The 26,174-nt window shown below is 67.7% G+C and carries 26 protein-coding genes, 2 pseudogenes and 1 riboswitch; of the genes and pseudogenes, 12 read left to right on the top strand and 16 right to left on the bottom strand.

Going from position 1 to position 26,174, the window contains the following annotated elements; all coding sequences use genetic code 11:
* Positions 1-86: 86 nt before the first annotated feature.
* The 6 genes from Pka01_RS07430 to Pka01_RS07405 form a co-directional block, all read right to left on the bottom strand.
* On the bottom strand, positions 87-398 hold the full coding sequence (locus tag Pka01_RS07430) for a type II toxin-antitoxin system Phd/YefM family antitoxin (protein WP_203881850.1): 312 nt from the start codon (positions 396-398) through the stop codon (positions 87-89).
* A 485-nt stretch (positions 399-883) separates the two neighbouring features.
* Positions 884-1,849 (bottom strand): Fic family protein, encoded by a 966-nt coding sequence (locus tag Pka01_RS07425; protein ID WP_203881849.1) that lies wholly within the window; start codon positions 1,847-1,849, stop codon positions 884-886.
* Between the two features lie 289 nt (positions 1,850-2,138).
* Positions 2,139-2,438 carry a helix-turn-helix domain-containing protein gene (locus Pka01_RS07420; protein ID WP_203881848.1) on the bottom strand — a complete coding sequence of 100 codons (300 nt, stop codon included), beginning with the start codon at positions 2,436-2,438 and terminating at the stop codon, positions 2,139-2,141.
* Positions 2,435-3,334 (bottom strand): prolipoprotein diacylglyceryl transferase, encoded by a 900-nt coding sequence (gene lgt / locus Pka01_RS07415; protein ID WP_203881847.1) that lies wholly within the window; start codon positions 3,332-3,334, stop codon positions 2,435-2,437. The genes Pka01_RS07420 and lgt overlap by 4 nt, the downstream gene beginning before the upstream one ends.
* Positions 3,335-3,462: 128 nt before the next feature.
* Entirely contained in the window at positions 3,463-4,701 is a 1,239-nt protein-coding gene (locus Pka01_RS07410; RefSeq protein ID WP_203881846.1) for a glycerophosphodiester phosphodiesterase, read from the bottom strand.
* Between the two features lie 167 nt (positions 4,702-4,868).
* Positions 4,869-5,288, bottom strand: a complete 420-nt coding sequence (locus Pka01_RS07405; RefSeq protein WP_203881845.1) for a MarR family winged helix-turn-helix transcriptional regulator — start codon at positions 5,286-5,288, stop codon at positions 4,869-4,871.
* A 105-nt stretch (positions 5,289-5,393) separates the two neighbouring features.
* On the opposite strand from Pka01_RS07405, the gene Pka01_RS07400 reads away from it, so the two are divergent.
* Complete coding sequence (locus Pka01_RS07400; protein WP_203881844.1) at positions 5,394-6,248, top strand: NAD(P)H-binding protein; 855 nt, start codon at positions 5,394-5,396, stop codon at positions 6,246-6,248.
* Positions 6,249-6,405: 157 nt separating this feature from the next.
* Here Pka01_RS07400 and Pka01_RS40660 read toward each other — a convergent pair whose 3' ends face one another.
* Entirely contained in the window at positions 6,406-6,597 is a 192-nt protein-coding gene (locus tag Pka01_RS40660) for a hypothetical protein (protein WP_239114835.1), read from the bottom strand.
* A 65-nt stretch (positions 6,598-6,662) separates the two neighbouring features.
* A pseudogene (locus Pka01_RS07395) lies at positions 6,663-7,241 on the bottom strand (helix-turn-helix domain-containing protein); the annotation flags it as partial.
* Positions 7,242-7,354: 113 nt separating this feature from the next.
* Between Pka01_RS07395 and Pka01_RS40655 the strand changes: the two are divergent.
* The 5 genes and pseudogenes from Pka01_RS40655 to Pka01_RS07375 all read left to right on the top strand — a co-directional run.
* A pseudogene (locus tag Pka01_RS40655) lies at positions 7,355-7,684 on the top strand (NADPH-dependent FMN reductase); the annotation flags it as partial.
* 103 nt (positions 7,685-7,787) lie between these two features.
* Complete coding sequence (locus Pka01_RS40650; protein ID WP_239114834.1) at positions 7,788-7,955, top strand: hypothetical protein; 168 nt, start codon at positions 7,788-7,790, stop codon at positions 7,953-7,955.
* Between the two features lie 113 nt (positions 7,956-8,068).
* Positions 8,069-9,583 (top strand): serine hydrolase domain-containing protein, encoded by a 1,515-nt coding sequence (locus tag Pka01_RS07385; RefSeq protein WP_203881843.1) that lies wholly within the window; start codon positions 8,069-8,071, stop codon positions 9,581-9,583.
* A gap of 13 nt (positions 9,584-9,596) precedes the next feature.
* The gene (locus Pka01_RS07380; protein ID WP_239114828.1) at positions 9,597-10,694 is read left to right on the top strand and encodes a sensor histidine kinase; all 1,098 of its coding nucleotides are present in this window, start codon (positions 9,597-9,599) and stop codon (positions 10,692-10,694) included.
* The gene (locus Pka01_RS07375; protein ID WP_203881841.1) at positions 10,691-11,344 is read left to right on the top strand and encodes a response regulator; all 654 of its coding nucleotides are present in this window, start codon (positions 10,691-10,693) and stop codon (positions 11,342-11,344) included. The genes Pka01_RS07380 and Pka01_RS07375 overlap by 4 nt, the downstream gene beginning before the upstream one ends.
* Positions 11,345-11,374: 30 nt before the next feature.
* Here the strand turns inward: Pka01_RS07375 and Pka01_RS07370 are convergent, their stop codons facing one another.
* Complete coding sequence (locus tag Pka01_RS07370) at positions 11,375-11,980, bottom strand: hypothetical protein (protein ID WP_203881840.1); 606 nt, start codon at positions 11,978-11,980, stop codon at positions 11,375-11,377.
* A gap of 129 nt (positions 11,981-12,109) precedes the next feature.
* Between Pka01_RS07370 and Pka01_RS07365 the strand changes: the two genes are divergently transcribed.
* Together Pka01_RS07365 and Pka01_RS07360 are read left to right on the top strand one after the other, a co-directional pair.
* Positions 12,110-12,436, top strand: a complete 327-nt coding sequence (locus tag Pka01_RS07365; protein ID WP_203881839.1) for a hypothetical protein — start codon at positions 12,110-12,112, stop codon at positions 12,434-12,436.
* Between the two features lie 692 nt (positions 12,437-13,128).
* Positions 13,129-13,287: riboswitch (cyclic di-AMP (ydaO/yuaA leader) on the top strand.
* A 251-nt stretch (positions 13,288-13,538) separates the two neighbouring features.
* On the top strand, positions 13,539-13,928 hold the full coding sequence (locus Pka01_RS07360; RefSeq protein WP_239114807.1) for a C40 family peptidase: 390 nt from the start codon (positions 13,539-13,541) through the stop codon (positions 13,926-13,928).
* Positions 13,929-14,286: 358 nt separating this feature from the next.
* On the opposite strand, the gene Pka01_RS41770 is transcribed toward Pka01_RS07360, so the two are convergent.
* Positions 14,287-14,592 carry a VapC50 family PIN domain-containing toxin gene (locus Pka01_RS41770; RefSeq protein WP_486357943.1) on the bottom strand — a complete coding sequence of 102 codons (306 nt, stop codon included), beginning with the start codon at positions 14,590-14,592 and terminating at the stop codon, positions 14,287-14,289.
* Between the two features lie 389 nt (positions 14,593-14,981).
* Complete coding sequence (locus Pka01_RS07355; protein WP_203881837.1) at positions 14,982-15,791, bottom strand: helix-turn-helix transcriptional regulator; 810 nt, start codon at positions 15,789-15,791, stop codon at positions 14,982-14,984.
* A 77-nt stretch (positions 15,792-15,868) separates the two neighbouring features.
* Here Pka01_RS07355 and Pka01_RS07350 point away from each other — a divergent pair, with 77 nt between their 5' ends.
* Positions 15,869-16,603 carry a dienelactone hydrolase family protein gene (locus tag Pka01_RS07350; protein ID WP_203881836.1) on the top strand — a complete coding sequence of 245 codons (735 nt, stop codon included), beginning with the start codon at positions 15,869-15,871 and terminating at the stop codon, positions 16,601-16,603.
* Positions 16,604-16,868: 265 nt separating this feature from the next.
* Positions 16,869-17,294 carry an SMI1/KNR4 family protein gene (locus tag Pka01_RS07345; RefSeq protein ID WP_239114806.1) on the top strand — a complete coding sequence of 142 codons (426 nt, stop codon included), beginning with the start codon at positions 16,869-16,871 and terminating at the stop codon, positions 17,292-17,294.
* Positions 17,295-17,606: 312 nt separating this feature from the next.
* Here the strand turns inward: Pka01_RS07345 and msrA are convergent, their stop codons facing one another.
* Positions 17,607-18,269, bottom strand: a complete 663-nt coding sequence (gene msrA / locus Pka01_RS07340; RefSeq protein ID WP_203881835.1) for a peptide-methionine (S)-S-oxide reductase MsrA — start codon at positions 18,267-18,269, stop codon at positions 17,607-17,609.
* A gap of 132 nt (positions 18,270-18,401) precedes the next feature.
* On the opposite strand from msrA, the gene rarD reads away from it, so the two are divergent.
* Entirely contained in the window at positions 18,402-19,313 is a 912-nt protein-coding gene (rarD, locus tag Pka01_RS07335) for an EamA family transporter RarD (RefSeq protein WP_239114805.1), read from the top strand.
* 78 nt (positions 19,314-19,391) lie between these two features.
* Positions 19,392-20,228, top strand: a complete 837-nt coding sequence (locus Pka01_RS07330) for an LLM class flavin-dependent oxidoreductase (RefSeq protein WP_203881834.1) — start codon at positions 19,392-19,394, stop codon at positions 20,226-20,228.
* 14 nt (positions 20,229-20,242) lie between these two features.
* On the opposite strand, the gene Pka01_RS07325 is transcribed toward Pka01_RS07330, so the two are convergent.
* Genes Pka01_RS07325 through nuoL form a run of 4 tightly spaced genes read right to left on the bottom strand, consistent with a single transcriptional unit; the run spans position 20,243 to position 26,147 of the window.
* Complete coding sequence (locus Pka01_RS07325; RefSeq protein ID WP_203881833.1) at positions 20,243-21,238, bottom strand: polyprenyl synthetase family protein; 996 nt, start codon at positions 21,236-21,238, stop codon at positions 20,243-20,245.
* A gap of 12 nt (positions 21,239-21,250) precedes the next feature.
* On the bottom strand, positions 21,251-22,804 hold the full coding sequence (gene nuoN / locus Pka01_RS07320; protein ID WP_203881832.1) for an NADH-quinone oxidoreductase subunit NuoN: 1,554 nt from the start codon (positions 22,802-22,804) through the stop codon (positions 21,251-21,253).
* Entirely contained in the window at positions 22,801-24,306 is a 1,506-nt protein-coding gene (locus Pka01_RS07315) for an NADH-quinone oxidoreductase subunit M (RefSeq protein ID WP_203881831.1), read from the bottom strand. The genes nuoN and Pka01_RS07315 overlap by 4 nt, the downstream gene beginning before the upstream one ends.
* Entirely contained in the window at positions 24,306-26,147 is a 1,842-nt protein-coding gene (nuoL, locus tag Pka01_RS07310) for an NADH-quinone oxidoreductase subunit L (protein WP_203882026.1), read from the bottom strand. The genes Pka01_RS07315 and nuoL overlap by 1 nt, the downstream gene beginning before the upstream one ends.
* Positions 26,148-26,174: the final 27 nt, after the last annotated feature.

Genomic DNA, 26,174 nt, shown 5'->3' with positions numbered 1-26,174 from the left:
CGACGAGGGCTAGCGGGACTTGGAGCGGAACTCTGCCCAAAGGTCGACGGCTTCTTCCAGGTCGATGAATACGACGTCGGACACTGCTACTCGTCGTCATCCGGAAGCGCAGCCAGCGACTCACGGGTATGCCCGAAGGCGGATAGGACCTCGTCCATCGACTTCCGCCGCCCCGTGTCCGTGGCGGCCCTGACGAGAACCAAGGCCAGATCCCGCAGATCTGCTGCGGCTTCTTCCAACTCGTTGAGACGTCGCATGCTCACAACTGCCGCGATCGGCTGGTGCCGGCGGGTTACCACCAGATCCGCACCCTGCTCCGCGTCAGCCACCAGGCGTGCCACCCCACGCTGCGCGGCCTCGGTGACCGTGAGCTCGGTCGCGTCATGGAGAACAGCCATACGAGAACTGTATAGATAGATGTACAGACGACCATGTGACTGCTCGCACGCAGCGGCCTGAAGGGCCACTTAGCTTGACGCTGGTGCCCGTCGGTACGCAATGCCCCCATCGAACGACTCGATCTTTCAGAGCTGTCCAGGAAGCAGGGTGAGCGCGTCGACGTGGCGGGGGCGAACGACGGTGAAATGACGGCGATCAAGGGTCGCCAAGCAGGGGCAGCAAGACAGAAGGCGGCTGTTTCATAAACTGAAACGTAGCTTGCAGCTTACGCAAGTTGCACGGTCTACTGCGGAAACTCGCGTTCTTGGGTCGAGCCGCCCGTACGCGTCCCCAGACGAGCCCGTCGCCCCTGTCGGGCACTATGCCGAAGGGTCACTTAGCTTGACGCTGGCGCCAGCGGGACCGCAATATCCGTAGGGTCATGGAAGAGATGCCGCTGGCAGCAGGCCTGCCGCTAGGACATCTTTCCTCCGCGGCAGCGGCGTCACGACCGGCGGTGCCTCGACTTGATGTAGTCGTTCACCCACTTCTTGCTGCTCCGCCACATACCGTCATCCCCCTTGACCGCACGGAGTCGTCCCCGTGCGGCAGCGACCCGGAGCGCGTTTTCGGTCAGGTCGCGCCTCGCGAGAGCGGGTAGAGGAACAAGCTTTACCGGGCCGGCCACCGCTGGCATGACGAAGCGGTACAGATTTGTCGTCACGCTGCGTGCGATGAGTTCACCCAATGGGCCGAACTCGTCGTTGTCGGCTCGACGCATCGCCTGAAGGTACTTGTCGCGGTCGCGCTTATAGATGATCGCTGGTGGATATCCGATTCGGCAAAGGATCAAGTTGAGCACCAAACGGCCCGTCCGTCCGTTTCCATCGAGGAACGGGTGTATCTGTTCGAATCGGTTATGAACGCCGGCCAAGCGTTCGGGTAGGGCTTCGTCGGATGCGCCGCGAAGGTCGTCGACCGCCTTTACCCAGTCCCGCATCTGGGGGTCGACTTCCGGCCATGGCGGCGGCTTCATACCTCCCGGGAACTTAGCGATCTCGTGCTGCCGATAGTTCCCCGGGCCCTCGGCGGGGGTGGCATGCGGATGGGGGTCTACAGCCCACACGAGCGACATGGCGGCATGGTGTATCTGACGGACCTCCTGGAGCGTGATGAGATCTCCGTTTTGCCAGTCTCCCGGGTTCAGTGCCTGCCCGTACACCCACTTCGCGGCGTCGCCGTAGCCCCGTACCTCCATGTAGTCCCTCAGTGGCTTCGCGCCGACCGCCCGGCCCTCCTCAAGAAGCTTCTCCACCTCTTGCAGCACGAGCGTGTTGCCCTCGATCGCAGTGCTGTTGTGGGCCTCCTGGTGCCAGATGTCAGACCAGATGTCCTCCGCCTCAGCGGGCGATGGCAATCCGCCCAAGCGATCACGGAGCTCTCGAACGGCCTCGTCGAGGCGCTGATACACACTCGCTCTGGACGGCCTGCCCGGTCCTGACACCGACACTCCAATGATTTTGTTCGGCTGGGTCGAATTAACCGTACCGAACAAAATCGATTTGGGTTGTTCGTCTCAGCCAAAAGAAAGGAACCGAACAACTCGCCTGGCGATCCACACACGTACATCCACTCATACTGGGGTCCCTCGTCCGGCGTCCTCAGACGAGCTCATCACTCCCGTCGGGCACCATGCCGAAGGGCCACCTGGCTTGACGCTGGTGCCGCCGAGGCCGCAGCATCCCCAGAATTGGCTCAGCTCAAGCGGCAGGAGCCCGTGGTGTCAGACGGACCTCGACGTCCGCGTCCAAGGCGCGGGCGAGGCGTTCCAGGACAGGCAACGTGGGGATCGTCCCGCCGGCCTCGAACCGTGCCACCGCCGACTGCGTCATGCCGGCCTCGCGTGCCAGGTCGTTCTGACTCCAACCTCGCCCTTCACGCATCGCCCGAACCGTCTTGCCCAGTTCGTAGGCGAGACGCGTCGCCTCATAAGCCTCAGCCGCGCCCGGCTCGGCCAAGCGGCGATCCCTGAGCTCTCGCCAGCTCTCCTGCTCGCTCACATCGCTTCTTCTTCCCCATCGGAGGCCTGCCCGCCGTTCTCCTCGTGCGAGGCCTTGTGTTGTGAGGCTGGGACCACGATCTGTTCGGCGTCCTTGTTACGCGTCACCCAGAGATAGACCAGCGCGCCGACGAACAGCACGATCGAGGTCCACTGGTTGATCCGCAGCCCCAGGAGCGTCACCGCGTGGTCCACTCCGCCCACCGGGTCGATCCGCAGCCCCTCGATCCAGAACCGCCCGAGCGTGTAGCCGGCGACGTAGAGGGCGAACAGGCGGCCGTGGCGCAGCGTGAACCGCCTGCCGGCCAGGATCAGTCCGAAACCGAGCGCCGCATCCCACAGCGACTCGTACAGGAACGTCGGGTGGTAGAGCACGCCTGGCTCGCCGCCGTGCGCCTGGTCGATCTCCAGGCCCCACGGCAACGTGGTCGGACTGCCGTAAAGCTCCTGGTTGAACCAGTTGCCCCAGCGGGCGATCGCTTGCCCGAACGCGATGCTGGGCGCGATCGTGTCGGCCACGGCGCCCAGAGACAGCCCCCGGCGGCGGCAGGCCAGCCACACGCCCACGCCTCCCAGGGCGACCGCGCCCCAGATGCTGAGCCCGCCTTCCCAGATGAACAGCGCCCGGTAGGGCTCCTTGATCGCGCGCGGGCCGAAGTAGGTCTGCCAGTCGGTGATGACGTGGTAGAGGCGCGCGCCGATCAGGCCGAAGATCACTGCGGGGAACGCGATGTCACTGATCATGCCCTTCTCGCCGCCGCGGGCGCGCCAGCGGCGCTCGCTGAGCCAGATGCCGAAGGCGATCGCGAGGACGAAGCACAATGCGTAGGCCCGGATCGGGATGAATCCGAGATACCAGACCCCTTCGGAAGGGCTCGGAATCGAGGCAAGGGGCATGCCGGTGAGGCTAGTCAACGTGAGGCCACTTGACCGCCTACGTGACCTGATCGCAAACCTTCGGTCCTAGGTATGCCACCGCCAGTGCGGCAGATCTGCCGCAGACCGTGCGGCAGATCTGCCACAGGTCAGCGGTTGCTGGGCACAAGCCGTCCGCTGGACGCGTGTACGGCACCGTCGCCGGCGAACGACACAGACGAGCCGCGCCAGTTCACGTCCGGCACCGTCGCGCAACCGTCATAGCCGGTGGTCAGGTCGATCGACTTCTTGCCCTTGCCCTTGGCCAGGTGCACCGTCTTGCCGGGGAAGCCCAGACCGTTCTCGGCGTTGACCAGGCACACGGAGTCGCCGTGGGCCTCCTTGTGGTCGTCGTGTCCCTTCTGCTGACGGTGGACGACGAGCTTGGAGTCCACAGCCTCCCCGGCCGCCGCCACGATGAGATCGGGCTGGTTGGTCTGGACCCCGTCGGCGCCCATCGAACGGGCGAGCTGGAACTGGGCCACCTCCTGGTCGGCGCCGGCGTCGTACGCGTGAGGCATGACGACCGCGCACGCGTCATGGGCCGCGGCGATGGACTCAGGCGTGTACTCGGCCAGCGTGGAACCGAAGACCTTCGCGACCTGGCCGATCTCGTAGATCAAGAAGCCCGGCTCCCACGAGTCACGGTTGTAGATGATCCGGGCGCCGGGCTCGGCGACCAGGATCCGCGGGTCGCCCGAGTTCCAGATCGACTCTTCGATGAGCCCGTACTCGCCCACCAGTTCGGCGAGCTTGCCCTCCTCGGTCACCGACCCCTTGACGTCGAGTTCGACGCCGCGGCCGACCCGCTTGGCGAGGGCCAGGATCTCGTCCAGCGAAGCGATCTGCGCCGGCTCGTACTCGCCGCCCTTCCAGGGCTCGTAGTCGGCGGCGTTGAGGGCGCGCACCTCGCCGTAGGTCAGGTCCGCGATGTTGCCGGTGCCGTTGGTCGTACGGTCGACCGTGGAGTCGTGCAGTGCGACGAAACGCCCGTCCTTGGTCTGCTGGACGTCGACCTCGACCATGTCGACCCCGTACGCGAAGGCGTACTCGTACGACTTCAGGGTGTTCTCGGGAGCGAGGGTGTTGGCTCCCCGGTGTGCGGAGATCAACACGTTGGCGGAGCCCTTGTCCGGGGTCCCGGCGTCGACCCAGCGACCCGGCTCCGGCACCTCGTCGCACACCGGCTGCTTCACCAGCGGCTTCAGCACGGCGATCGCCTGCCTGACTTGCTCGACCCGTGGGTCGTCCTCGGCATGGGCGGTGGCGTTGCCCGCGACCAGGGCCGCCGTTATCGCAGCGACGGCGGCCAGCGACCGCACGGTCCGGCGTGCAGTGGGGGACGTCATGTCCGATCCTCTCGACGATCACAATGACTCGTCGAGCATTCCGATGTTGCCGAACCCATCGGTGAATCGTCCCCGACGATCAAAAGTCATATTTCGGACTTTTGGTAGTGATCGAGCCTGAGATCGTGCCCGAGGACGCACTCGAGCCGGTCAGGCGGCGGCCCCGGTCACAGCAGATCACCACCCGCTTTGTGGATCTTGCCCAGCGCGGTCATCAGGAGGCGGCGCTCGTCCTCGGTCAGGTCGGCGGTGATCTTCTCCTCCAGGTTTCGACGCTCCGCCTCGACCGGCTCCCGAAGCGCCCGGCCCGCGTCGGTCAGCCATAGTCGGACCAGCCTGCTGTCATGTTCGTCGCGGCGACGGGTCAGCAGGCCGACGGCGCTCATGCGGGTGGCCATCTTGACGACGGTGGGCGTGGTGACATGCAACGCGGCGGCGATCTCGCCGGGCGTGCCGCCATCACGCTTCCACAAGGCCGCCAGCAGGTGATCCTGCCCCTGGTGCAGGCCATGGCGGCGCATCGCGGTCTCGACCAGCGCACGCAGAACCTTCGTCGTTCGGCTGTGCAAGTCAAGGAACTCGGGCACTGCGACCTCCGGACAGCAGATCGATTGACGGCTAATCATTAACCGGCTAATCTCCCCCAGCATCAATCGTTAGACGGCAAATGACTAGGGGTTCCGATGATACTTGTGACCGGAGCAACCGGCAGAATCGGCCGCGAGCTGGTCCGGGAGCTCGACGCGAGGAACGCGAATCTCCGCATCCTCGTCCGCGACCCGGCCCGGGCGGCCGACCTTCCCGCAAGCGCCGAACGCGTGGTCGGCGACCTGGACGAACCCTCGACGCTGGTTCCCGCCTTCCGCGGCGCCGACCGGCTGTTCCTGCTCACCCCGGGCATCGGCACCGACCAGGCCGCCAACGCCGTCGCCGCCGCCCGCACCACTGGAGTGCGCCACATCGTGCTGCTGTCGTCCATCTGGGTCTCGGGCGATCCGGTGCCCGCCATGGGTCGCTGGCATCACGAACGTGAGCAGCTCCTACGCATGTCCGGAATACCGGCCACGATCCTGCGTCCCGGCGGCTTCACGACCAACGCCCTGGAATGGGTGCCGTCCATCGAAACGAAGGGCTTCGTTCTGGACGCGATCGGACCGGGCCGGGCCGCACCGATCGATCCTGCCGACATCGCCGCCGTCGCCGGCCTCGTACTGACCGAGGACGGCCATGCCGGACAGACCTACGTCCTCACCGGCGACGAGTCACTCACCACCGCCGAGCAGGTCGAGATCATCGCCGCCACCATCGGCCGCGACATCGAAGTGCGCCCGGCGGTCTCCCCAGAGGAGATCGTCCGGTCTCGCTACCCTGACGGAGCCCCGAAGCCCCTGGCCGACGCGATCCTCGAAGCCGCCGCGATCATGCGCGCGGACACGACGGGAGTCCGCACCGACACCGTGCGACGCCTGCTCGGCCGACGGCCCCGCACCTTCGCCGAGTGGTGCGCCGGACACGCCGATGCCCTGCAGCCCCGCACCGCGGGGTGAGCACTGCTCAGGCGTATCAGTCTCCGCGGGCTGCGGCGGCGATGCCCGTAAAGAGCGCGTCCACGACCCCGTCGACCGTGCCGAGGGGGATGGCGATGTGGGCCAGGGCTCGATGGAGGACGGCCTCGTACCAGCCTCGAAAACGTGACCTGGTGCGCTACGAGATCGCGCGGAGGCGGCCCGGGAGCCCACGACGGAGCCGATCGATGCTCTGGGCCGTCTCCTCGTCTGCGGGGAGCAGAACCACCAGTTGTTGCGCGTCCGAGGAGAGGTCGAGCGTCTCGCGGAGCAGCCGGAGTTCGTGCCCGGATGAGTGGTTGAGCCGGAGCACTCCACGTCGCGGAACCACGGACGGTTCAGGCGCCGCGTGAATTCGGGCCCGGCGACGGGCGCGAGCTCCGCGGTGAGCCACTCGGAGTTCTCGACGGATGGCGCGAGCCACAGGTCGAAGGCCTGCTCGTCCGCGACGTCGTCCCAGTCGGCGAAGACCTTCCGGGCGCCGGGGTCGGTGAAGACGTACCGGGTGAGGTTCGGCGCGTCTGCGTCGAGCAACCCGGTCTCGCCCATCACCAACTCGTAGCCGCTGGTGTGGGCGAGGACGTCGCCCAGCCGGTTCGTCACCACCGCGATCCCCGGTTCAAGAAGGCGGAGCGTCTCCAGGATGGACGGCCGGACGTCGCGCTGCGGCGGTGCGGGCCGGGTACGGCCGGAACATTCACCGCCGGCGATCTTGGCCAGGTAGCGCAGGTGGTTTCGCTCAGAAGGGTCGAGGCTGAGCGCATCGGCGAGCGCGTTCACCACCGCCACCGAGGGGTTGCGGTCACGACCCTGCTCGATACGGGTCAGGTACTCGACGCTGACGCCGGCTCGAGCAGCCAGATCCGAGCGTCGCAGACCAGGCGACCGGCGGCGGCCTCGCTCCGGCAGTCCGAACGACTCCGGCTGGACGCTGTCGCGCTTGGCCCGGATGAAATCCCCCAGCGGCGTACCCATGCCGGAAGCATATGGCGGCGCACTTCGACCGCGGCGTGCTCAGCGTGGCCCTCCGGGGGCCAGCCTGAGTGCGGTCTGGTTGTCACCGTCACGACGGCCTGATCGTGGTGGGCATGGATGACAAGCACAACTTGGTGATCATCGTCGGAAGCGTCCGGGAAGGACGGTTCGGTCCAGCGGTGGCCTCCTGGGTCGCCGATCAGGCCCGCACTCACGGCGGATTCGAGGTGAACGTCGTCGACCTGGCCCAGGTCGAGATCCCGCTGGCCCTGCCCGCGGCGCCGCCGAAGTTCGCGGGCGACGGCTACCCTCGCCCGGCCGGGATGGCGGCGCTGACCTCGGCGCTGGAAGCCGCTGACGCGTTCATCGTGGTCACTCCCGAGTACAACCACAGCTATCCCGCGTCGCTGAAGGCGGCCATCGACTGGCACTTCACCCAGTGGACGGCCAAGCCCGTCGCCTTCGTCAGCTACGGCGGGGCGGCAGGCGGCAGGCGGCAGGCATGCCGTACTTCACCTGGAGAACGTCCTGACCGAACTGCACGCGGTGACGATCCGCGACGGTCTGGCCTTCCCGAACTACTTCACGGCCTGGCAGGACGGTCGTCCGCTCGACCCCGAGGCCTCCGGGTACGCCAAGGCGTTGCTCGACCAACTGGCCTGGTGGGCGGGCGCGCTCCGATCGGCACGCGAGACCTCTCCGTACCCGGCGTGAGCTCAGGAGCTCAGCCTGACGAAAGTCAGGGGCGGGCCGTGTCCTTCGGGTCCTGTACCGAGAGGGCGCGATCCCTAGCGTGACCGTCGTCAACGAGACGACGGGAGCGCGCTGTGCGAAACAGCAGGAAACGGTGGTCCGGTGTGGTGGCGGCGGTCGCCGCCGGGCTGATGGTGTCGTCCGCCGCGGACACGGGGTTCGCGGCGACGGCGCCGGACGCGGCGGCCGTGGAACAGGTCGTGTCCGGCTTCGCCGGCAAGGCCGGCTATCCAGGCATCGCGGTCGCCATCACCAAGGGCGACCAGGTGCTGTACACGGGCGGGTACGGCCATGACTCGGCGGGTGCCGCCGTGACCGCGACGACGCCGATGCCGGTGGCGTCGGTCAGCAAGTCGTTCACGGCGCTCGCCGTCATGCGGCTGGCCGAGGCGGGAAAGGTGACACTGGACGCGCCGGTGCGCGACTACCTGCCGGATTTCCGGATCGCCGACCCGCGCGGGGCGCGAATCACGGTACGCGAGCTGCTGAACCAGACCTCCGGGATCACCGACGGCACCTTCCCGGAGAAGAGCCTGCCGCAGCCGGCCTCGCCGGCGGCCGCGGTGACGCGTGCGCGCGATGCGACGCTGGCCGCCGAGCCCGGCACGAAGCATTACTACACGAACACGAACTACCACCTCGCCGCCCGCCTGGTGGAAGTCGTCACCGGTGAGCCGTTCGCGGACTACATGCGGCGTGACGTGTTCGAGCCGATCGGCATGCGCGCGACCACCACGATCAACCAGACTCCGCGTGATCTCCCCGATAACCTGCGTAAGGGATACATCTACGCATATGGCATGTCGATTCCCGCCACCGAACCGATCCGGTTCGTCAACGGCTCGGACGGCGTGATCACGACCGCCGATGACATGGCGCAATGGCTGATCCTGCAGAACAGCGGGGGCCTGGCCGCGAACGGGACCCGCCTGGTCTCGGCCGCGAGCGTCGCGGCCATGCACACCTCTTCCGACCCACGGTGGACGTACGGCATGGGCTGGGACACCGACCTGAAGGGGCGGGTCCACCACAACGGCATCTGGTTCACCTACACCTCCGACGAGCTCCTGCTCCCCGGCGGCTACGGCATCGCGGTCATCGGCAACAGCGGCATCGGCCTCGGCAACGAGGGAGTCGCCGCGTTGACGGACGAGCTGGCCACTCTCGTGGCCGGCGGCGAGCCGCAAACGGGCGCCCCGGTGCGACTCATCGTCGACCTGTTGCTCGCCGCCCTCACACTGCTGAGTGCGTTCCTCGGCGTCCGCAATCTGCGGCACACGCGGGACTGGGCGGCCCGGCTCGCCCCCCGGCCGTCGTGGCGACTCGCCCTGCGGCTGACGCCCCGGGTCGTCCCCCTCGCCCTGCTGATCACCCTGCCGGACCTGCTCGGTCGAATCGTGGGAGGCGGACGGGACATGACCTTCCTCCAGTTGTGTTACTACTCGGTGCCGCTGGTCGCCTGGTCCGCGGTCGCGACCGTGATGAACATCGGCGTGTTGACCGTCCGCGTCGTCGCTCTGATCCGTGCGCGCCGCTCAGTCGAAGCTCCGCCTGTACCGGACGGATCCGCCCGACTTGCCACGGGATAGCGTCGGCGGCGTGATGAACGACGGCCGCGGATGGCCGGCCAGGTGGCCCGTATCACCGTGGGCGCTGAGCGTGCTCGCGGCACTGCTGGTCGTCGTCGTCCTGTCCTCCGCAGAAATGCCCGTGTGGGCGTGGGCGGGCGCCCTGCCGGCTCTCGTCGTGGCCGCCGCGCTCGTCACGTCGTACCCGGTCATCTCACTGGGAGTGTGCGCCGTGACGAGCGTCGCGACGGCGGTGGGCATGGCCGGCGCCGTCCCGGTGTGGAGCAGCGCCTTCGCAGGGGCGATCTTCGTGTTCAGTCTGCTCGCCGGTCGGCGGACGCCCCAGCCGGTCCGCGCGCTGGGCGTGGTCGCGGCGGGGGGCACGCTGAGCCTCCTGCTCCTCCTGGCCGCGGATGACGCGTGGGCCACGGGCCTGCTGCTGCTGGGCCTGACGGTGGTACTGCCCTGGGCTCTGGGCCGTTCCCTCCATCAGCAGGCCGAACTGGTCGCCGCCACCGCCGAACGGGCCCGGATGCATGAGCGCCACCGCATCGCCCGCGACATGCACGACACGCTCGGACATGAGCTGAGCCTGCTGGCGTTGCGCGCCGGAGCACTGGAGATCGCACCCGAACTCGACGAACGGCACCGGGCGACGGCGGCGGACCTGCGGACCGGAGCCGGGGAGGCGATCGAGCGACTCGCCGAGATCCTCACCGTGTTACGGGCCGACGAGCCCGCGCCCCTGCTGCCGGGCACCGACCGCGTCGAGGACATCGTCGAACGCGCCGTCCAGGCCGGTCTGCCCGTGACCCTGGAGTGGCCGGGCGAACGGCACCTGCCGCCGTCGGTGGACATCGCCGCACGCCGCGTCGTCCAGGAGGCGCTGACCAACGCCGCGAAGCACGCGGCCGGAGCGGCCGTACAGGTACGGCTGGCGACCGCGGCCGGCACCACCACGGTGACCGTCACCAACGCCGTGCCACCGAACGCGCGGCGTGGCCGCGGCACACGGACCGGACTGTCAGGGCTGCGGGAACACATCCGGCTCCTCGGCGGTACCCTCCACGCCGGACCATGTGATCACGAGTTCCAGCTCGTGGCCACGCTGCCCCAACGGGAAGAAGCATGATCAGGATCCTGCTGGCCGACGACGACGAACTGATCCGAGCCGGCGTCCGCGCCATCCTCGCCACCGACCCCGACATCGAAGTGATCGCCGAAGCCGGCGACGGGCGGGAGGCGATCGAGCTCGCCCTCGCGCTTCGCCCGGACGTCGCCCTGCTCGACATCCGCATGCCCCGGTTGGACGGTCTGGCCGCCGGCGCCGAGATCTCCCGCGCGGCCCCGGCGGTCGCCGTCGCCATCCTCACCACCTTCGGCGACGACGCCTACGTGGCCCGGGCGCTCGACGAAGGCGCCCGCGGCTTCCTCCTCAAGTCAGGCAACCCCCGCGAGCTGATCGCCGGCGTCCACGCGGTCGCCGCGGGCGGCGCGTACCTGTCACCGAGGGTGGCCGCACGGATCATCGGCGAACTACGCTCCACCGGACTCAGCCGCGCGACGACCGCACGCACCAGGACGGCAGCGCTCACCGAACGGGAACGCGACGTGCTGGCCCTGCTGGGCGCCGGGTTGTCCAACGCCCAGATCGCCCGCAGGCTCAACCTCGTCGAGGGGACCGTCAAGGGTCACGTCAGCGCCATCTTCACCCGGCTCGACCTGCGCAACCGGGTCCAGGCGGCCGTCCTTGCCCACGAAGCGGGCCTCACCTCGCAATGACGCGCGCAGCTCGACCCATGCCCGACCAGGTCACGAACGGTGGCTACGGGCCGACAACCACTGAGTGAACTGCTCTGGCGTACGGACTCCGTCGTCCAGCACTGATCGGTAGACGTCGACGCCGCGTACGGCCACTCCGTACTCGGGCCGATCCGCCCAGGCGTCCTTGATCCGCAATATCGCGACGCGGGCTTCGCCGGTGAGGCGCGGCGGCATCGTTCGCAGATCGGCGAGGTCGGGCTGTCGCTCGGGTTCGTCCACGAACCACAGGTCGAGAGTCCAGTCGTGCCCCTGAGGGGAGCGATACCGGACGCCGAGGTAGAGCCCGTCCGGATAGGCCGGGTCGGTGTTCCAATGCCCGGTGTCGTCGCGAAACTGCACCTGCCGTACGCGAGGGTGGACGGCCAGGCGGGCGCCGAGCTGCGCGACGGCCTCGGTGACCGGCATGCCGAGAGCGGGACATGTGGTCGTCATGTCCAGGTCGCGGCGGACCATCAGGCCGAGCGCGGCGCTGCCCACCCGGACCGGATCGCCCAGAGTGGACAAACGCTCCTGCAGTTCCAGATCGAGGCTCACCGCCTCCGCCTCGCCTTGGAGGGCGTCCTGGCGTCGAACCACGTCATCCGCTGGTGTCACGGGCCCAGTATCGCGGGCGATCGCGGCGGTCTCCTTCTCCGATGGCCGCCGCGAGATCACCGAACCCCTAGCTCGGCGCCGGGATCTAAATGCGTTTCGGCTCGGCTCGATCAACCGTACGGTGGCCGGATGATGGCGAAGAAGAAGGGCCTGAATTCCAATCGGCGTCTGAACGATCGCCTATGGGACGACACCGGGCAGGAGTGGGCACGTGTGCCAGGCGACACCTACCGGGTTGATCCGGCGCGTGCGGCTGATCTCTTCGCCGACCGTGAGGTCCGAATCGGGTACTGGCGATTCGGAGGTCCGGTCAACTGGGCGGATTCACCGACTGATCGTGGACGTCAGCACCAGCGATGGCTCGAGTCGTTGAAGGACGCCAATTCGCTCATCAGCGTGACGGAGTGGTCCAAGCAGGGAGGCGGTTGTCTCCTGGTGATCGAAGAGAGTTGCTAGCGGCGGCCTCAGCGGCTTGGCATCGCCAACCATCACGAACGCAATGATCAGATGCCTGGCTGGCCCAGCGCGGCAGGTCGATCAGCGGCGTTCCAGGCATCGCGGCCACCATCACCTTGGGGGACCAGGTGCTGTAGCCCCTTGGCCACTCCAGTCACTCAGGATCGTCAAGCCGGCGCAGCAACGTCATCAGATCCGCTTCGCTCTCCACCATCCGCCCATCCTGACGTGCTGCACACGCCGCGGTCCATGCGGGACGACGGCCACCTCGACCTGGCCACGCGCCTCGTTCACCGAACGCGGTATCAACCGAACAGGCGGCCTGGACACTGACGGCTGCTGGCAGTGGCCTGACTCGAGCCATTGAAGAGCCGTGTCTGCCGACGCGCCGGCAGGCGACGCCCGTTCCGCCGATCCCGCAGGAGCCGTCAGGAACCTTGCCCTCCGAACATGTGTGACGAGCATCACATTGGCAGCCAATAGGTGCTCTGATCTGCGGTTTCTTGCGTTTTGATCCTTTTTGTGTGCTCTTTACCGTTTCATGCCCTTTACGGCAATATGCGCGTATTGGTACGTTCCTTGCCTTACAGCGGCACCCAGCGTGGCGCCGCCGTCGCGGACACGGACGGCCGGCCGTGTTCGAAGCGAACATCCACCGTCACCGCCGCCATGTCCTCTCCGCCCCCCAGGGCGCCGGTGATCTGCCGAATCCGTGCAACAAGGAGGTACGGAGCCGGGGAACCAGTCGACCTTCGATGAAGGTCTGGGGTGAATCGGCGCGCCAAGCGCCGTAGGGCGACTTCCCTGCCCGAATCCGTCAGCTAACCCGGTAGGCGCAAGCGGAAGACCCTAGGAGCCCCCCTTGCCTGCCAACCCCACCACTCTGTTCCGCATTGCCTGCGTCACGCTCAGCAGCGCCGCGCTCACTGCCTCAATAGGGGCCTTCAGCGCAGTCCCTGCGTCCGCCGATTCGGGGACAGTGACAGTCACGCCCCCGGCATCGACGGTCTTCCCACCTGAGCCCGCCGCACGACCCGTTGCGGGGGCCACCCAGTACACCCATGAGATTCTCGTGGCGTTAATGGCGGAAGCCTCCGCGAGCATGAAGGCCACCAAGTCCGCTCTCCAGCAGGCGAAGGCCAAACGCGCCATCGAGGTGGCGACAGATCACCTCGGCGACCCCTACGTGTGGGGTGCCACGGGCCCAGCGGCGTTCGACTGCTCGGGACTGGTCCAGTTCGCCTGGCGCAAGGCCGGAATCACGCTCCCGCGCACGACGTGGTCAATGATCAGCGCCGTCAGGAAGAAGGTCTCCCTGGCACATCTCAAGCCTGGCGACCTCATCTTCACCGACGGCGGCGGCCACGTGGGCATGTACATAGGACACGACAAGGTGATCGCCGCCCCCCATACCGGCGCGGTGGTCAGGATCGACAGTCTCAGTGGTTACTGGAGCAGCGGCTTCTTCGCCGCCGTGCGCCCCGAGGTCTGACCCTGAGGCACCCACGGGTCATCCTCTCGGCGGAGATGTCCTGACGCGTGCCGTCGGGACGTCTCCGCCCAGGGATGACCACGTCCGGTGTGGACGGTCGTGGGCTGACGGGCTGGGGCTGGAAGTCCTGATTGCTCGCCATCACCCAGGCGGGCCCGTCGGCGTGTCCACTCTCCGCCCAGGAGACGCTCCGAAGCAGCGGTGACGAACGCGGACACGGCGGACGATCAGCGTCAGCGAGCAGTCGCTTGTGTGCGGCCGCATCCGAGTGGCTCAGCCATACGGCGACAGTTCGGTCAACGCTGCAGCGAATTCGCTGTAGGCGGCCACAAGGCAATAGATCACGGCCGCCGAGCTGCTAACCAGCCCGAAGCGCAGCAACCGACTCTACGAGGCCTGCTTTCTCCAAAGCGTCGAGCACATCGTCTACGGTCTCCGGCGGGCTGATGCGTGAGTCCGCGATCTGCTGCACACAAGCCCAGACGACTCGTCCGTCAAGGTCGATCTGGTCCAGCACGAAGTCATCAGGAGACTTCGCCTCAATGTCCCAGGGCACCAGGTGCTCTGGAGGAAAGTCCTGAGGTTCGACGCGACGATGATCTGTGCCCTCGCCTTTATCGCTGCAGCTAGAACGTGCCGGTCTGCGACATGCGGTTGGCAGCATCTTCCTGCGGCCAGGTCGACCGGCCGTCGTTACTGGGGCGCGTCCTGTGGATCTTTGATGGTGATTTGGTGTAGATCAGTCCGATTGATCATCGCCTGGAATCATCAGGACTTGTCCGAGGATGAGCGGCAACGGCTGCTGCCGCTGTTGCCGGTCAATCCCGCCCTGGGAGGTGGGTGGGTCGATCACATGCCGATTGGACGGGACCGTGGAATCCACCGTGGTACGGACCCATCGGGACGCGGCCCGAGCCCGCCATGTACCGGCCCGTCACATCCCGGTTGGGTGTAGCTCGTTCCGATGGAGTGGCTGAGCTGGGGATTCATAGTTCGGGGCCGTGCCAAATGGGCAGCACTGCCCGGGACGGCCATGTGCCACGCCAGTTCCCCTCAGCCGACCGCGCCTGCCGCCGAGTAGGTGACCAGGGTCTGGTCCGGGTTGTCCGCGAGTTGCAGCACGACGTGGCTGTAGTTGAGCGCACCGAGCCTCGGATGGCGAAGCTTCTTCGATCCGCTGCCCACCGACATGACGTCATGCCGCGGCCACCACTGCCGGACCTCCGCGCTGTCCCCCTTCAACTCTTCGATCAGGGCCTCGAAGCCGGGATCGTCCGGGTGCCCAGCCGCGGCGAGCCGGAACCGGCCGAGCATGGCCCGGGCCTCCGGTTCCCATTCGAGATACACCGTTCGCGCGAGCGGCGCGGTGAACATCCAGCGCACGAGGTTGCACTCGCCGTCTGGCAGCGCGTCCCAGTCGGCGAACAGCTCACGCGCGGAGGGGTTGGAGGCCAGTACGTCCCAGCGGCGTCCCTTGACGATCGTCGGGAACGGCTCGAGCCGCTGCACTAGGGCGACCGCCTCGGGATCGATCCACTCCGCCGCTGCCGCAGCGGTACCAGCGCCGGGGCCGTCCTGGCCGCCACGGGCGAGCACCCGCAGGTACTGCCGTTCTGCGCCGGACATCCGCAGCGCGTCGGCCAGGGCGTCCAGCACCTGGCCCGAGGGCCGCACGGGTCGGCCCTGCTCGAGGAACGTGTAGTACGTAACGGACATGTTGGCCAGCAGCGCGACCTCCTCGCGGCGCAGTCCCGCCGTGCGCCGGCGGCTTCCGGCGGGCAGGCCGACATCGCTGGGACGCAGGCGCTCGCGCCGGGACCGGAGCAACTGCCCCAGGGCCTGCAGATCACCGCTTGCCGCCATACAGCGCAGCCTAGTCATGCCAATACCAGTAACAAGCTGCTCTGGTTACCAGTTTCAGTCTCGCCCAAGCTGAGCCCATGACGATCACCCCGGAAACCATCACCATCCCCGTGGCCGACGGCACCACCTTGCCCGCCTACCTGGCCCGCCCGGCTGGCCGCGCCGCCCCAGTCGCGGTGATCGTGGCGCACGAGCTATTCGCGGTGAACCCCGACATCCGGGGCGTGGCCGATGCCTTGGCGCTGGCCGGGTATCTGGCCCTCGTGCCGGAGTTCTACCACCGGCACGCCGAACCCGGCCGCTGGCTCGAACGCACCGACGCCGGGCGCCGAGAGGGATTCGCCCTCCTGCACCAGTTGCGCCGCAACGAGGCCTTGGCCGATGTGGACACCTGCCTGAGTTGGCTGGGCGCGCAGCCAGACATTCAGCAGACCGCGATGATCGGCTTCAGCGCCGGCGGCCACCTGGCCTACCTCGCAGCCTGCCAGCTGCCGATCAGCCACACCGCCGTGCTGTACGGCGGCTGGCTGACCACCACCGATATCCCGATGAGTCAACCCACGCCCACGCTGGACCTGACCCCTGGGATCAGCGGGCGATTGCTCTACCTGGTCGGCCAGGACGACACACTGATCGACAGGGGCCAGCGCGGCCAGATCCGCGCCGCACTGGAGCAGGCCGACGTCGAGCACGAAATGGTCACCTACCCCGACGTCGCTCACGCATTCTTCTGGCCCGGCACGCCGGCCTTCAACCAGAAGGCCCGAGACGACGCCCGGACCCGGATCCTGGGCCTGCTCGCCGACGCTTGAGACTCCCTCAGAACGAGCTACGCCCATTCCGGTCAAGGGAGCCCGTAGATCACAAACCGGAGTCGAAGGGCCGGGAGGCGCTGGGCCGCTCACACGGCAGGCTGACCACCAAGGTGCACCTGGTCGTCGACCCGCGTTGTCGTCCCGTCGCCCGGATAATCAGTCCTGGTCAGCATGGCGACAGCCCGTACTTCCCCGGGGGGCTGGTTCGTCTACCATGATCGCCGTTTCCGCAGACAGGAGAGGATCCGCCGTGTGGAGAGAGATGATCGGCCGGCTGTACGACGATGCGGAGTTCGCCGAGCCTGCTTCCGATGAGGCGATCAATCAGATTGAGCGGCTGCTAGGCCAGGCCGTGCCGGACGAACTGCGAGAACTGCTGCGGCAAACAAACGGCGTTCGGGCCGAGTATGGATCCGGGCTGGTGTGGTCGGCGCAGGAGATCATCAAGGGGAACACGGAATTCCGGCAGAGCGCCGACTTCGCCGAGCTCTATATGTCGTTCGACCAGCTCATGTTCATGGGAGACAACGGCGGCGGGGACCAGTTCGCGTATGTCCGGGTGCCCGCGAGGCCGGGCGATGTGTTCGTGTGGGATCACGAAACGGATGAACGCAAGTGGGTTGCCAGGTCACTGGAGGACTATCTGGAGCGTCGGGCGGGCTCGGACGGCGATGACTGGTACAAGTGAGAAACTAGGGAGCGGTCACAGCCGTTCGTCGATGCCGGCGATGTGCAGGGGTCGCCTCGGTAGCTCACTGCACGCAGTGATTAGCCGCATTCCCCGGTGAGCCGGGGTGAGGAACGAGCCCTGGATCTTCGGTCGCCCCCGACCATGGCAGACCTTGGCCACCCCATGGCGATCGTAGGGCTGCATTGGGGCGGCGGCGCGGAGCGCCGACGCCCTGACCTTGTAGAGAAAGTCGTCGCCGAAAACGGCTCTGGCCCTCGACCGAGGCCGGGCGAGCCGGGCGATCAAGGGCCAGCGATTATTCGGGGAGAGTCACGCCTCGCCGGTGGTCAGGCCGACTGGGCAGGAGACGCCCGTTCCACCGATCCCGCAGTAGCCGTTGGGGACCTTGAACAGGTACTGCTGGTGATAGTCCTCGGCGAAGTAATACTCGCCGGCTGGGGCGATCTCGGTGGTGATCTGGCCGTACCCGGCCTTGGTCAGCACGTCCTGGTACGCGTCCTTGGACGCCTGAGCCGCCTTCGCCTGCTCGGGACCGTGGGTGTAGATGACCGACCGGTACTGCGTGCCGACGTCGTTCCCCTGCCGCATCCCCTGGGTCGGGTCGTGCTCCTCCCAGAAGACCTTGAGGAGCTCCTCGTAGGACACCGTGGCCGGGTCGAACACCACCCTGACGACCTCGGCGTGCCCGGTCATCCCGGTACACACCTCCTCGTAGGTGGGATTGGCGGTGTATCCGCCCTCGTATCCGACCGACGTGGAGACGACGCCCGGCGTCTGCCAGAACTTCCGCTCCGCTCCCCAGAAGCAGCCCAGTCCGAACTCCGCGATCTCCGTGCCGTCCGGGTACGGCGCCGCCAGCGGCGCGTCCAACACCACGTGGCGTCCGGCCACCGGCATCGCCGCGGAACGGCCCGGCAGCGCCTCCGAGGGGTCCACCATCGATGTCTTGTTCCGGCCGAAGAGCCAGCCCATGTCGAACCTCCATCCGTTCTGACTGTCCCAACCAGACAGGGGGTCGCGTTGTTCCTGTCGTAAGCAGCCCTTAATAACCGGACATAGCAATACTTATTTGTATTAAATCCTAGTATCGGCAAAAATTGCGACATGCATGAAGAGCGTCGGGGGATCCTGTACGGCGTCGCCGCCTACGTCATGTGGGGCCTTTTCCCGCTCTACTGGCCGCTGCTGAAGCCGTCCGGCGCCGTGGAGATCCTGGCTCACCGGATGGTCTGGTCCCTCGTCGCGGTGGTCGCGGTGCTGGCCGTGCGGCGGCACTGGTCCTGGTTTCGCGCGCTGACCCGCCGCCAGCTCATCCTGCTCACCCTCGCCGCCATCACCATCTCCGTCAACTGGGGCACGTACATCTACGCCGTCAACAGCGGGCACGTGGTCGAAGGCGCCCTCGGCTATTTCATCAACCCCCTCGTCAGCGTGCTCTTCGGCGTCGTCATCTTCCGCGAGCGTCTGCGCCCGTGGCAGTGGGTCGCCGTGGGGCTCGGCGGGGCGTCCGTGCTCATCCTCGCCTTCGACTACGGCCGTCTCCCCTGGATCGCCATCGTCCTCGCGGTGAGCTTCGGCACGTACGGCCTGATCAAGAAGGCGGCACAGGTCGGCAGCGCGGAAAGCCTGGCCGTCGAGACGCTCGTGCTCCTCGTCCCCGCGCTCGTCTACCTCACCGTCCTCGAGGTGAACGGCGGCGCCACGTTCGGGCACCACGGTCTCGGGCACGTGGCGCTCCTGGTGGGCGCGGGCATCGTCACCGCCGTCCCGCTGCTGGCCTTCACCGCCTCGGCGATCCGGGTCCCGCTCACCGTCATCGGAGTTCTCCAGTACATCGCGCCCGTCCTGCAGTTCCTCTGCGGCGTGCTGATCGTGCACGAGACCATGCCCGCGAGCCGGTGGATCGGCTTCACCGTCGTGTGGCTCGCACTCGCCGTCTTCACCTGGGACGGCTTCCGCGCCGCCCGGGCCGTCCGCCGCCGGGCCCGCACGGCCCCCGCACTCGAGACCGTCTGACGCGTACGCCCTGGGGAGTAGGGATCGCGTCTCCCCGGGACCGACGACGCCACGGCCGCGTCCCGCGAGGATCGGCCCATGACCAAGCATTTCCGTTTCGGCGTCGTGGCGGGCTTCGCGCCGGACGCCGAGAGCTGGACGGGCCTCGCGCGTCAGGCCGAGAACCTGGGGTACTCGACCCTCCTCGTGCCCGACACGCTCGGCACCCTGCCCCCGCTCCTCGCCCTCGCCGCTGCGGCCGGCGCGACCACGACCCTGCGGCTGAGCACGTTCGTGCTGAGCGTGCCCTACCGCCGCCCCCGGCAACTGGCGTGGGAACTGGCCGGGCTCGACTTCCTCTCGGGAGGAAGGCTCGATCTCGGGATAGGAACCGGACGCGCCGACGCCCGTGCGGACGCCGAGTTCCTCGGCATGCCGTACGGCTCCGCGGGGGAACGCCTCTCACAGGTGGAGGAACTGATCACTGAGGTCCGCGCGGCGTTCGGCGGATCAGGGCGGTTCACCGGGGCGGTGCAGAAGGAGGGGCCCCCCGTATTGCTGGCGGCCGCCGGGGAACGCATGCTCACCCTCGCCGCGAAGGAGGCCGACATCGTGACGTTCGCCGTCCATCCGGCGAGCGCTCCGCACGCCCTTCACCGGCCCCTCGCCGTCCTCGAGGAGAAGGCGGGTGCCCGATTCGGCGAGATCGAGCTCAGCAGCAACGTCCACCTGGTCGGTTCGGATCCGCCGCCGTGGCTGCGGCCGCTGCTCCACGGGGCCGGACCGGGGTCGCTCGCCGTGCTGGACGGGACGCCCCGCCAGATGGCCGACACGCTCCTGCGCCGCCGCGACGAACTGGGGATCTCCTACGTCACCGTCAACGGCGTCTTCGCCCAGGCTTTCGCCCCGGTCGTCGAGCTCCTCGCCGGCCGCTGACCGTTACGCGATGGTCAGCCGGACCGCTCGACCACGTAGTCGCACAGCGCCAGGAGAGCCGCCCGCGCCGGGATGTCGGGCAGCCCGGCCAGGGCGGCCTTGGCGCGGTCGGTCCACCGGATGAGCTCCTTGCGGGCCTGCTCCATGGCCGGATTGCTCCGCAGGAGTGCGAGCGTCTCCTCGACGTCCTCCTCCCGCACGGGGCCGGCGAGCAGCGTGCGGAGCCGGGCGTCCGCCGGGTCCTCGGAGGCCAGTGCGTACAGGACGGGAAGCGTGTGGACGCCCTCGCGCAGATCGGTTCCCGGGGTCTTCCCCGAGTCCGTGGTCGTCGCCGCCACGTCGATGAGGTCGTCTCCGAGCTGCCAGGCCACACCGATGGCCTCACAGGCGTCGGTCAGCCTCTCGACCACCTCCGCCGGGGCGCCGGACAGCAGGGCGCCGAACTGACCCGAGGTGGCGATCAGCGACCCCGTCTTGTCGGTCAGCACGTCGATGTAGTGCGCGACGGCGTCCGCGCCCTCCGCGGGGCCCAGGGTCTCCCTGATCTGCCCCCGCACCAGGCGGGAGAAGGTGCGCGCCTGGATCCGGATGAGCTCGGTGCCCAGGTCGGCGAGGATCTCCGACGCCTGCGCGAAGAGGTAGTCGCCGGTCAGGATCGCGATGGTGTTGTCCCACCGGGCGTTGGCCGAGGGAGTGCCGCGCCGTACGGGCGCCTCGTCCATGACGTCGTCGTGGTACAGGGTGGCCAGGTGGGTCAGTTCGATCACGACGGCCCCGGGCACCACGCCCGGGGCGTCGGGATTGCCGAACTGCGCGGCCAGGAGCATCAGCGTGGCGCGGAAACGCTTGCCGCCCGCCTCGATGAGATGCTTGGACGCCTCCGTGACGAAGGCGTCCTCGCTCTCCACGGACGACCGGAGCATCTTCTCCACTGCCGCCAGGCCGTTAGCGAGGTCCACGGCCAGCTGCTCGTCGATCTGAGGGATGTCCACAACGGGCGGCGCGGCCATAGAACTGGGCTCCTAACGGATGAACAGCGACTGAGCAGCGTTCTGCGCCAGGTGGAGCACAGGCTGCGGGTAGACCCCCAGGAATACGGTAGCCAATACGGCCACGCCGACCACAGCCGCGGTACCCCGCGACGGCAGCACGACCGACGGGCCGTCGGCGGAGGGGTCACTGAAGAACATCAGCACGATGACGCGGACGTAGAAGAACGCCGCCACCGCGGACGCCACCACGCCGACGATCACCAGCGGCAGCGCGCCCCCTGACACGGCCGCCTGGAAGACGGCGTACTTCCCGAAGAAACCACTGGTCAGCGGAATTCCGGCGAAGGCGAGCAGGAAGAAGGCGAAGATGCCGGCCAGCAGCGGCGACCGCTTGCCGAGCCCCGCCCACCGGGACAGGTGCCAGGCCTCGCCACCCGCGTCACGGACCATGGTGACCACCGCGAAGGCGCCCACCGTGGTGAATCCGTAGGCCACGAGGTAAAAGAGGATCGCCGACAGGGCCTTGGAGTTCTGCCCGGCGGCCGCACCCGTCGCGACCACGCCGACCAGCAGGAAGCCGCCGTGCGCGATCGACGAGTAGGCCAGCATCCGCTTGATGTCGGTCTGCGTGATCGCGAGGATCGCGCCCACGATCATCGTGAGAATCGCCACTGCCCACAGGACCGGGCTCCAGTCCCAGTCGAGACCGCCGAGGGCGACCCAGAACACCCGCAGCAGCGCGCCGAAGGCGGCCACCAGGGTGCCCGAGGCCATCAGGGCCGTGACCGGGGTCGGCGCGCCCTGGTAGACGTCCGGCTTCCAGGCCTGGAACGGCGCGGCGCCGATCTTGAACAGCAGGCCGACGCCGAGCATGGCGACGCCGATGTAGAGCAGGGTCTCCTGACCGCCGATGACGCTCAGCGACGTGCTGATCTTGGCGAGGTCGATCGAACCGGCGTAGCCGTACAGCAGGGCCGTGCCGTACAGGAAGAAGGCGGACGAGAACGCGCCCAGCAGGAAGTACTTGACCGCGGCCTCCTGCGAGAGCAGCCGGCGGCGGCGCGCCAGGCCACAGAGCAGGTACAGCGGCAGGGACATGACCTCCAGGGCCACGAACATGACCAGCAGGTCGTTGGCCGCGGGGAAGAGCAGCATTCCGCCGACCGCGAAGAGCGCCAGCGGGTAGACCTCGGTGTGGCCGGCCCCCTCGTGCAGGGCCTGCTCCTCCTCCGCCGATCCCGGGACGGCCGCGGCCGCTGCGACGAAGTGGCCCTCGTCGTTGATCAGCATGACGCTCACGAAGGCGAGCACCAAGATGGTGCCCCAGATGAACAACGACGGGCCGTCGACGGCGACCGCGCCCATGGCGGCGGGCTTGGTCGGAACCCCCTTGACCACCTGCCAGATGGTCAGCGCGAAAGCGCCGGCCAGCGACAGCAGGGTGATCGGCACGTGGATCGCCGAGCGCAGGTAGCGCGGAGCGAACGCCTCCACGAGAACGCCCACGATCGCCGCGCCGAAGACGACCAGCATCGGAGCGAGCTGGGCGTACTCGATGGTCGGCGCCGGGATGGTGCCGTTCACTTGGCCTCCTCGGCAACTTGTACGGCAGGGGCCGGGTCGGTCGCCGGAACACTGGACAGCGTGTTCTTGACCGCGGGATGGATCACGTCGAGCAGGGGCTTGGGATAGAACCCGAACACCAGCAGCAACGCGACCAGAGGCGCGACGACCCACTTCTCGCGCGCGTTGAGGTCAGGCAGGTGCTTGACGGACTCGGCCGTCGGGCCGTTCATCGTCCGCTGGTACATCCACAGGATGTAGATCGCGGCCAGGATGACGCCGGTCGTGGCGATCACGGCGGGCACGAGGTACTTCTGGTACGTGCCGACCAGCACCATGAACTCGCTCACGAAGGTGCTCAGGCCGGGCAGCGACAGGCTGGACAGTCCGGCCACGAGGAACGTCCCCGCGAGCACGGGCGCGACCTTCTGCACGCCTCCGTAGTCGGCGATGAACTGGGAACCCCGGCGCTGGATCAGGAAGCCGGCGATCAGGAAGAGCGCACCGGTCGAGAAGCCGTGGTTGACCATGTAGAGGGTCGCCCCCGCGCCGGCGTTCGTCGTCATGGCGAACACGCCGAGCGCGATGAAGCCGAAGTGCGAGACCGACGTGTAGGCGATGAGCCGCTTCATGTCGGTCTGCCCGATCGCCACGATCGCGCCGTAGACGATGCCGATCACCGACAGCGTGATCACCAGCGGCGTGAAGTACTTCGACGCGTCGGGGAACAGCTCCAGGCAGAAGCGGAGCATGCCGTACGTGCCGACCTTGTCCAGGACGCCGACCAGCAGAACCGCGGCGCCGGCCGGGGCCTGGGCCGCCGCGTCGGGCAGCCAGGTGTGGAACGGCCAGAGCGGAGCCTTGATCGCGAAGGCGATGAAGAAGCCGAGGAACAGCCACTTCTGCGTGGTCACGTCCTGAATGGTCCCGACGAGGTCGGGGAACATGAAGGTGTTCTTCCCGGCGATCGAGTAGAGCGCGATCACCGCGACCAGCATCAGGAGCCCGCCGAACAGCGAGTACAGCAGGAACTTCACGGCCGCGTAGGACCGCTGGGCACCGCCGTACGACCCGATCATGAAGTACATCGGGATCAGCATGGCTTCGAAGAAGACGTAGAAGAGGAAGACGTCGGTCGCCGCGAAGACGCCGATCATCATCGCCTCGAGCACGAGCATCAACGAGAAGTACGTCCGGACCGACCGCTTGCCGGCCTCCGCGTCATGCCAGGAGGCGAGCACCACGATCGGCACCAGGACGACCGAGAGCAGGATCAGCACCAGGGCGATGCCGTCGACGCCCACCGCGTAGTGGACCCCGAAGTCGGGGATCCAGTCGTACTTCTCGGTGAACTGGAACTTGTCGCCGTTCGGGCTGAACTGGACGGCCATCGCGACGGCCAGGGCCAGCACGATGAGCGACACCCCGAGCGTGAACTGCTTGGCGAGCTTGTCGTTTCGGACAAGGGTCACGCCCAGCGCGCCCAGGACGGACACGCCCATCAGAATTGAGAGCCAGGGCATCACAGGTTCCCTACGACGAACCAGGCGCCGACCAGGACGGCGGCACCGACGAATATCGACAGCGCGTACGAGCGCACGAATCCGGTCTGGATCCTGCGCAGGCGGCCCGACGACCCTCCGATGAGGGCGGCGAGGCTGTTGACCAGCCCGTCGACCCCACGGTTGTCGAAGAAGACCGCCAGGCGGGTGAGCCACTGGCCCGGACGCATGAGCAGCGCCTCGTTGAGCGCGTCGCCGTACAGGTCACGACGGGCGAACGTGGTGAGGAACGAACCGCGGGGCGCCACCACGGGCACCTCGGCGGAGCCGTACCTCATCCAGGCGAACACCGCGCCGACGGCGACCAGCGCCAGCGTGGCGAGTCCGGTCACGCTGAACGGGTGGAAGGAGGGCAGCTCCTCCGGCTGTCCGACGGCGGGCGACAGGAAGATCATGAACCGGTTGCCCAGGACCAGGAAGGCACCCAGGACGACCGCGCCGATCGACAGGATGATCAGCGGCCAGGTCATGACGGCCGGCGACTCGTGCGGGTGGGCGTCGGCCTCCCAGCGCTTCTTGCCGAAGAAGGTCATGAAGACCAGCCGCGACATGTAGAAGCCGGTGATGCCCGCGCCCAGGACGGCGAGCCAGCCCAGGATCGCGTTGTGCTCCATCGCGGTCTCGATGATGCCGTCCTTGGTGAAGTAACCGGACAGCAGCGGGAACCCGATGATCGCCAGGTAGCCGATGAGGAAGGTCACGAAGGTGATCGGCATGACCTTCCGCAGGCCGCCGTACTTCCTCATGTTCACCTCGTCGTTCATGGCGTGCATGACCGATCCGGCGCCGAGGAACATGTCGGCCTTGAAGAAGCCGTGCGTGATCAGGTGGGCGATCGCGAAGGCGTAGCCCGCCGGGCCGATGCCCGCGGCCAGCATCATGTAGCCGATCTGCGACATCGTCGAACCGGCCAGGGCCTTCTTGATGTCGTCCTTCGCGGTACCGATGATCGCACCGGCGAGGAGCGTGGCAACGCCGACGATCGTGACGACGAGCTGCGCGGTGTCGGTGGCCTGGAAGATCGGGCCGGACCGCACCACCAGGTACACGCCCGCGGTCACCATCGTGGCCGCGTGGATGAGGGCCGAGACCGGGGTCGGGCCCTCCATGGCGTCCAGAAGCCAGGACTGCAGCGGAAGCTGTGCCGACTTGCCGCAGGCGCCGAGCAGGAGCAGCAGCCCGATGGCCGTGAACGGGATCGACCCGCCCTTCGCGATGCCTTCCGCCACGCCCTGGTACGACAGGGAGTGGAAGGTCGCGAAGATCGTGAAGATGCCGATCGCCAGGCCGAAGTCGCCGACGCGGTTGACGATGAAGGCCTTCTTGGCCGCAGCCGCCGCGGTGGGCTTGTGCTGCCAGAACCCGATGAGCAGGTACGACGCGAGGCCCACGCCCTCCCACCCGACGTACAGGCCGAGGTAGTTGTCGGCCAGCACGAGCACGAGCATCGCCGCGACGAACAGGTTCAGGTAGGCGAAGAACCTACGCCGGGCCGGGTCGTGCGCCATGTAGCCGATCGAGTAGATGTGGATCAGCGATCCGACGAAGGTGATCAGCAGGCAGAACGAGATCGACAGCGGGTCGATCAGCAGTCCCACCTTGGCGATGCCGGGGATGAGGTCGTAGAGCTCGACTCCCCTGCGGCGCTCGCCGGGCGCGAAGCCCAGCAGCTGGATGAAGGCCAGTGCCGCCACGACGAAAGACGCGACGGACATGGCGACGCCGAGCAGATGACCGAACTTGTCGGTCCTCCGCCCGCCCAGCAGGAGAACGGCCGCTCCCAACAGGGGCAGAGCGATCATCAGCCAGGAGGCCCCGATCACTCCGCC

The organism is Planotetraspora kaengkrachanensis, assembly GCF_016862895.1.
Classification (GTDB): Bacteria; Actinomycetota; Actinomycetes; order Streptosporangiales; family Streptosporangiaceae; genus Planotetraspora; species Planotetraspora kaengkrachanensis.
Note: the sequence above shows the minus strand (reverse complement) of the source record. Positions and strands in the feature narration are given on the sequence as shown.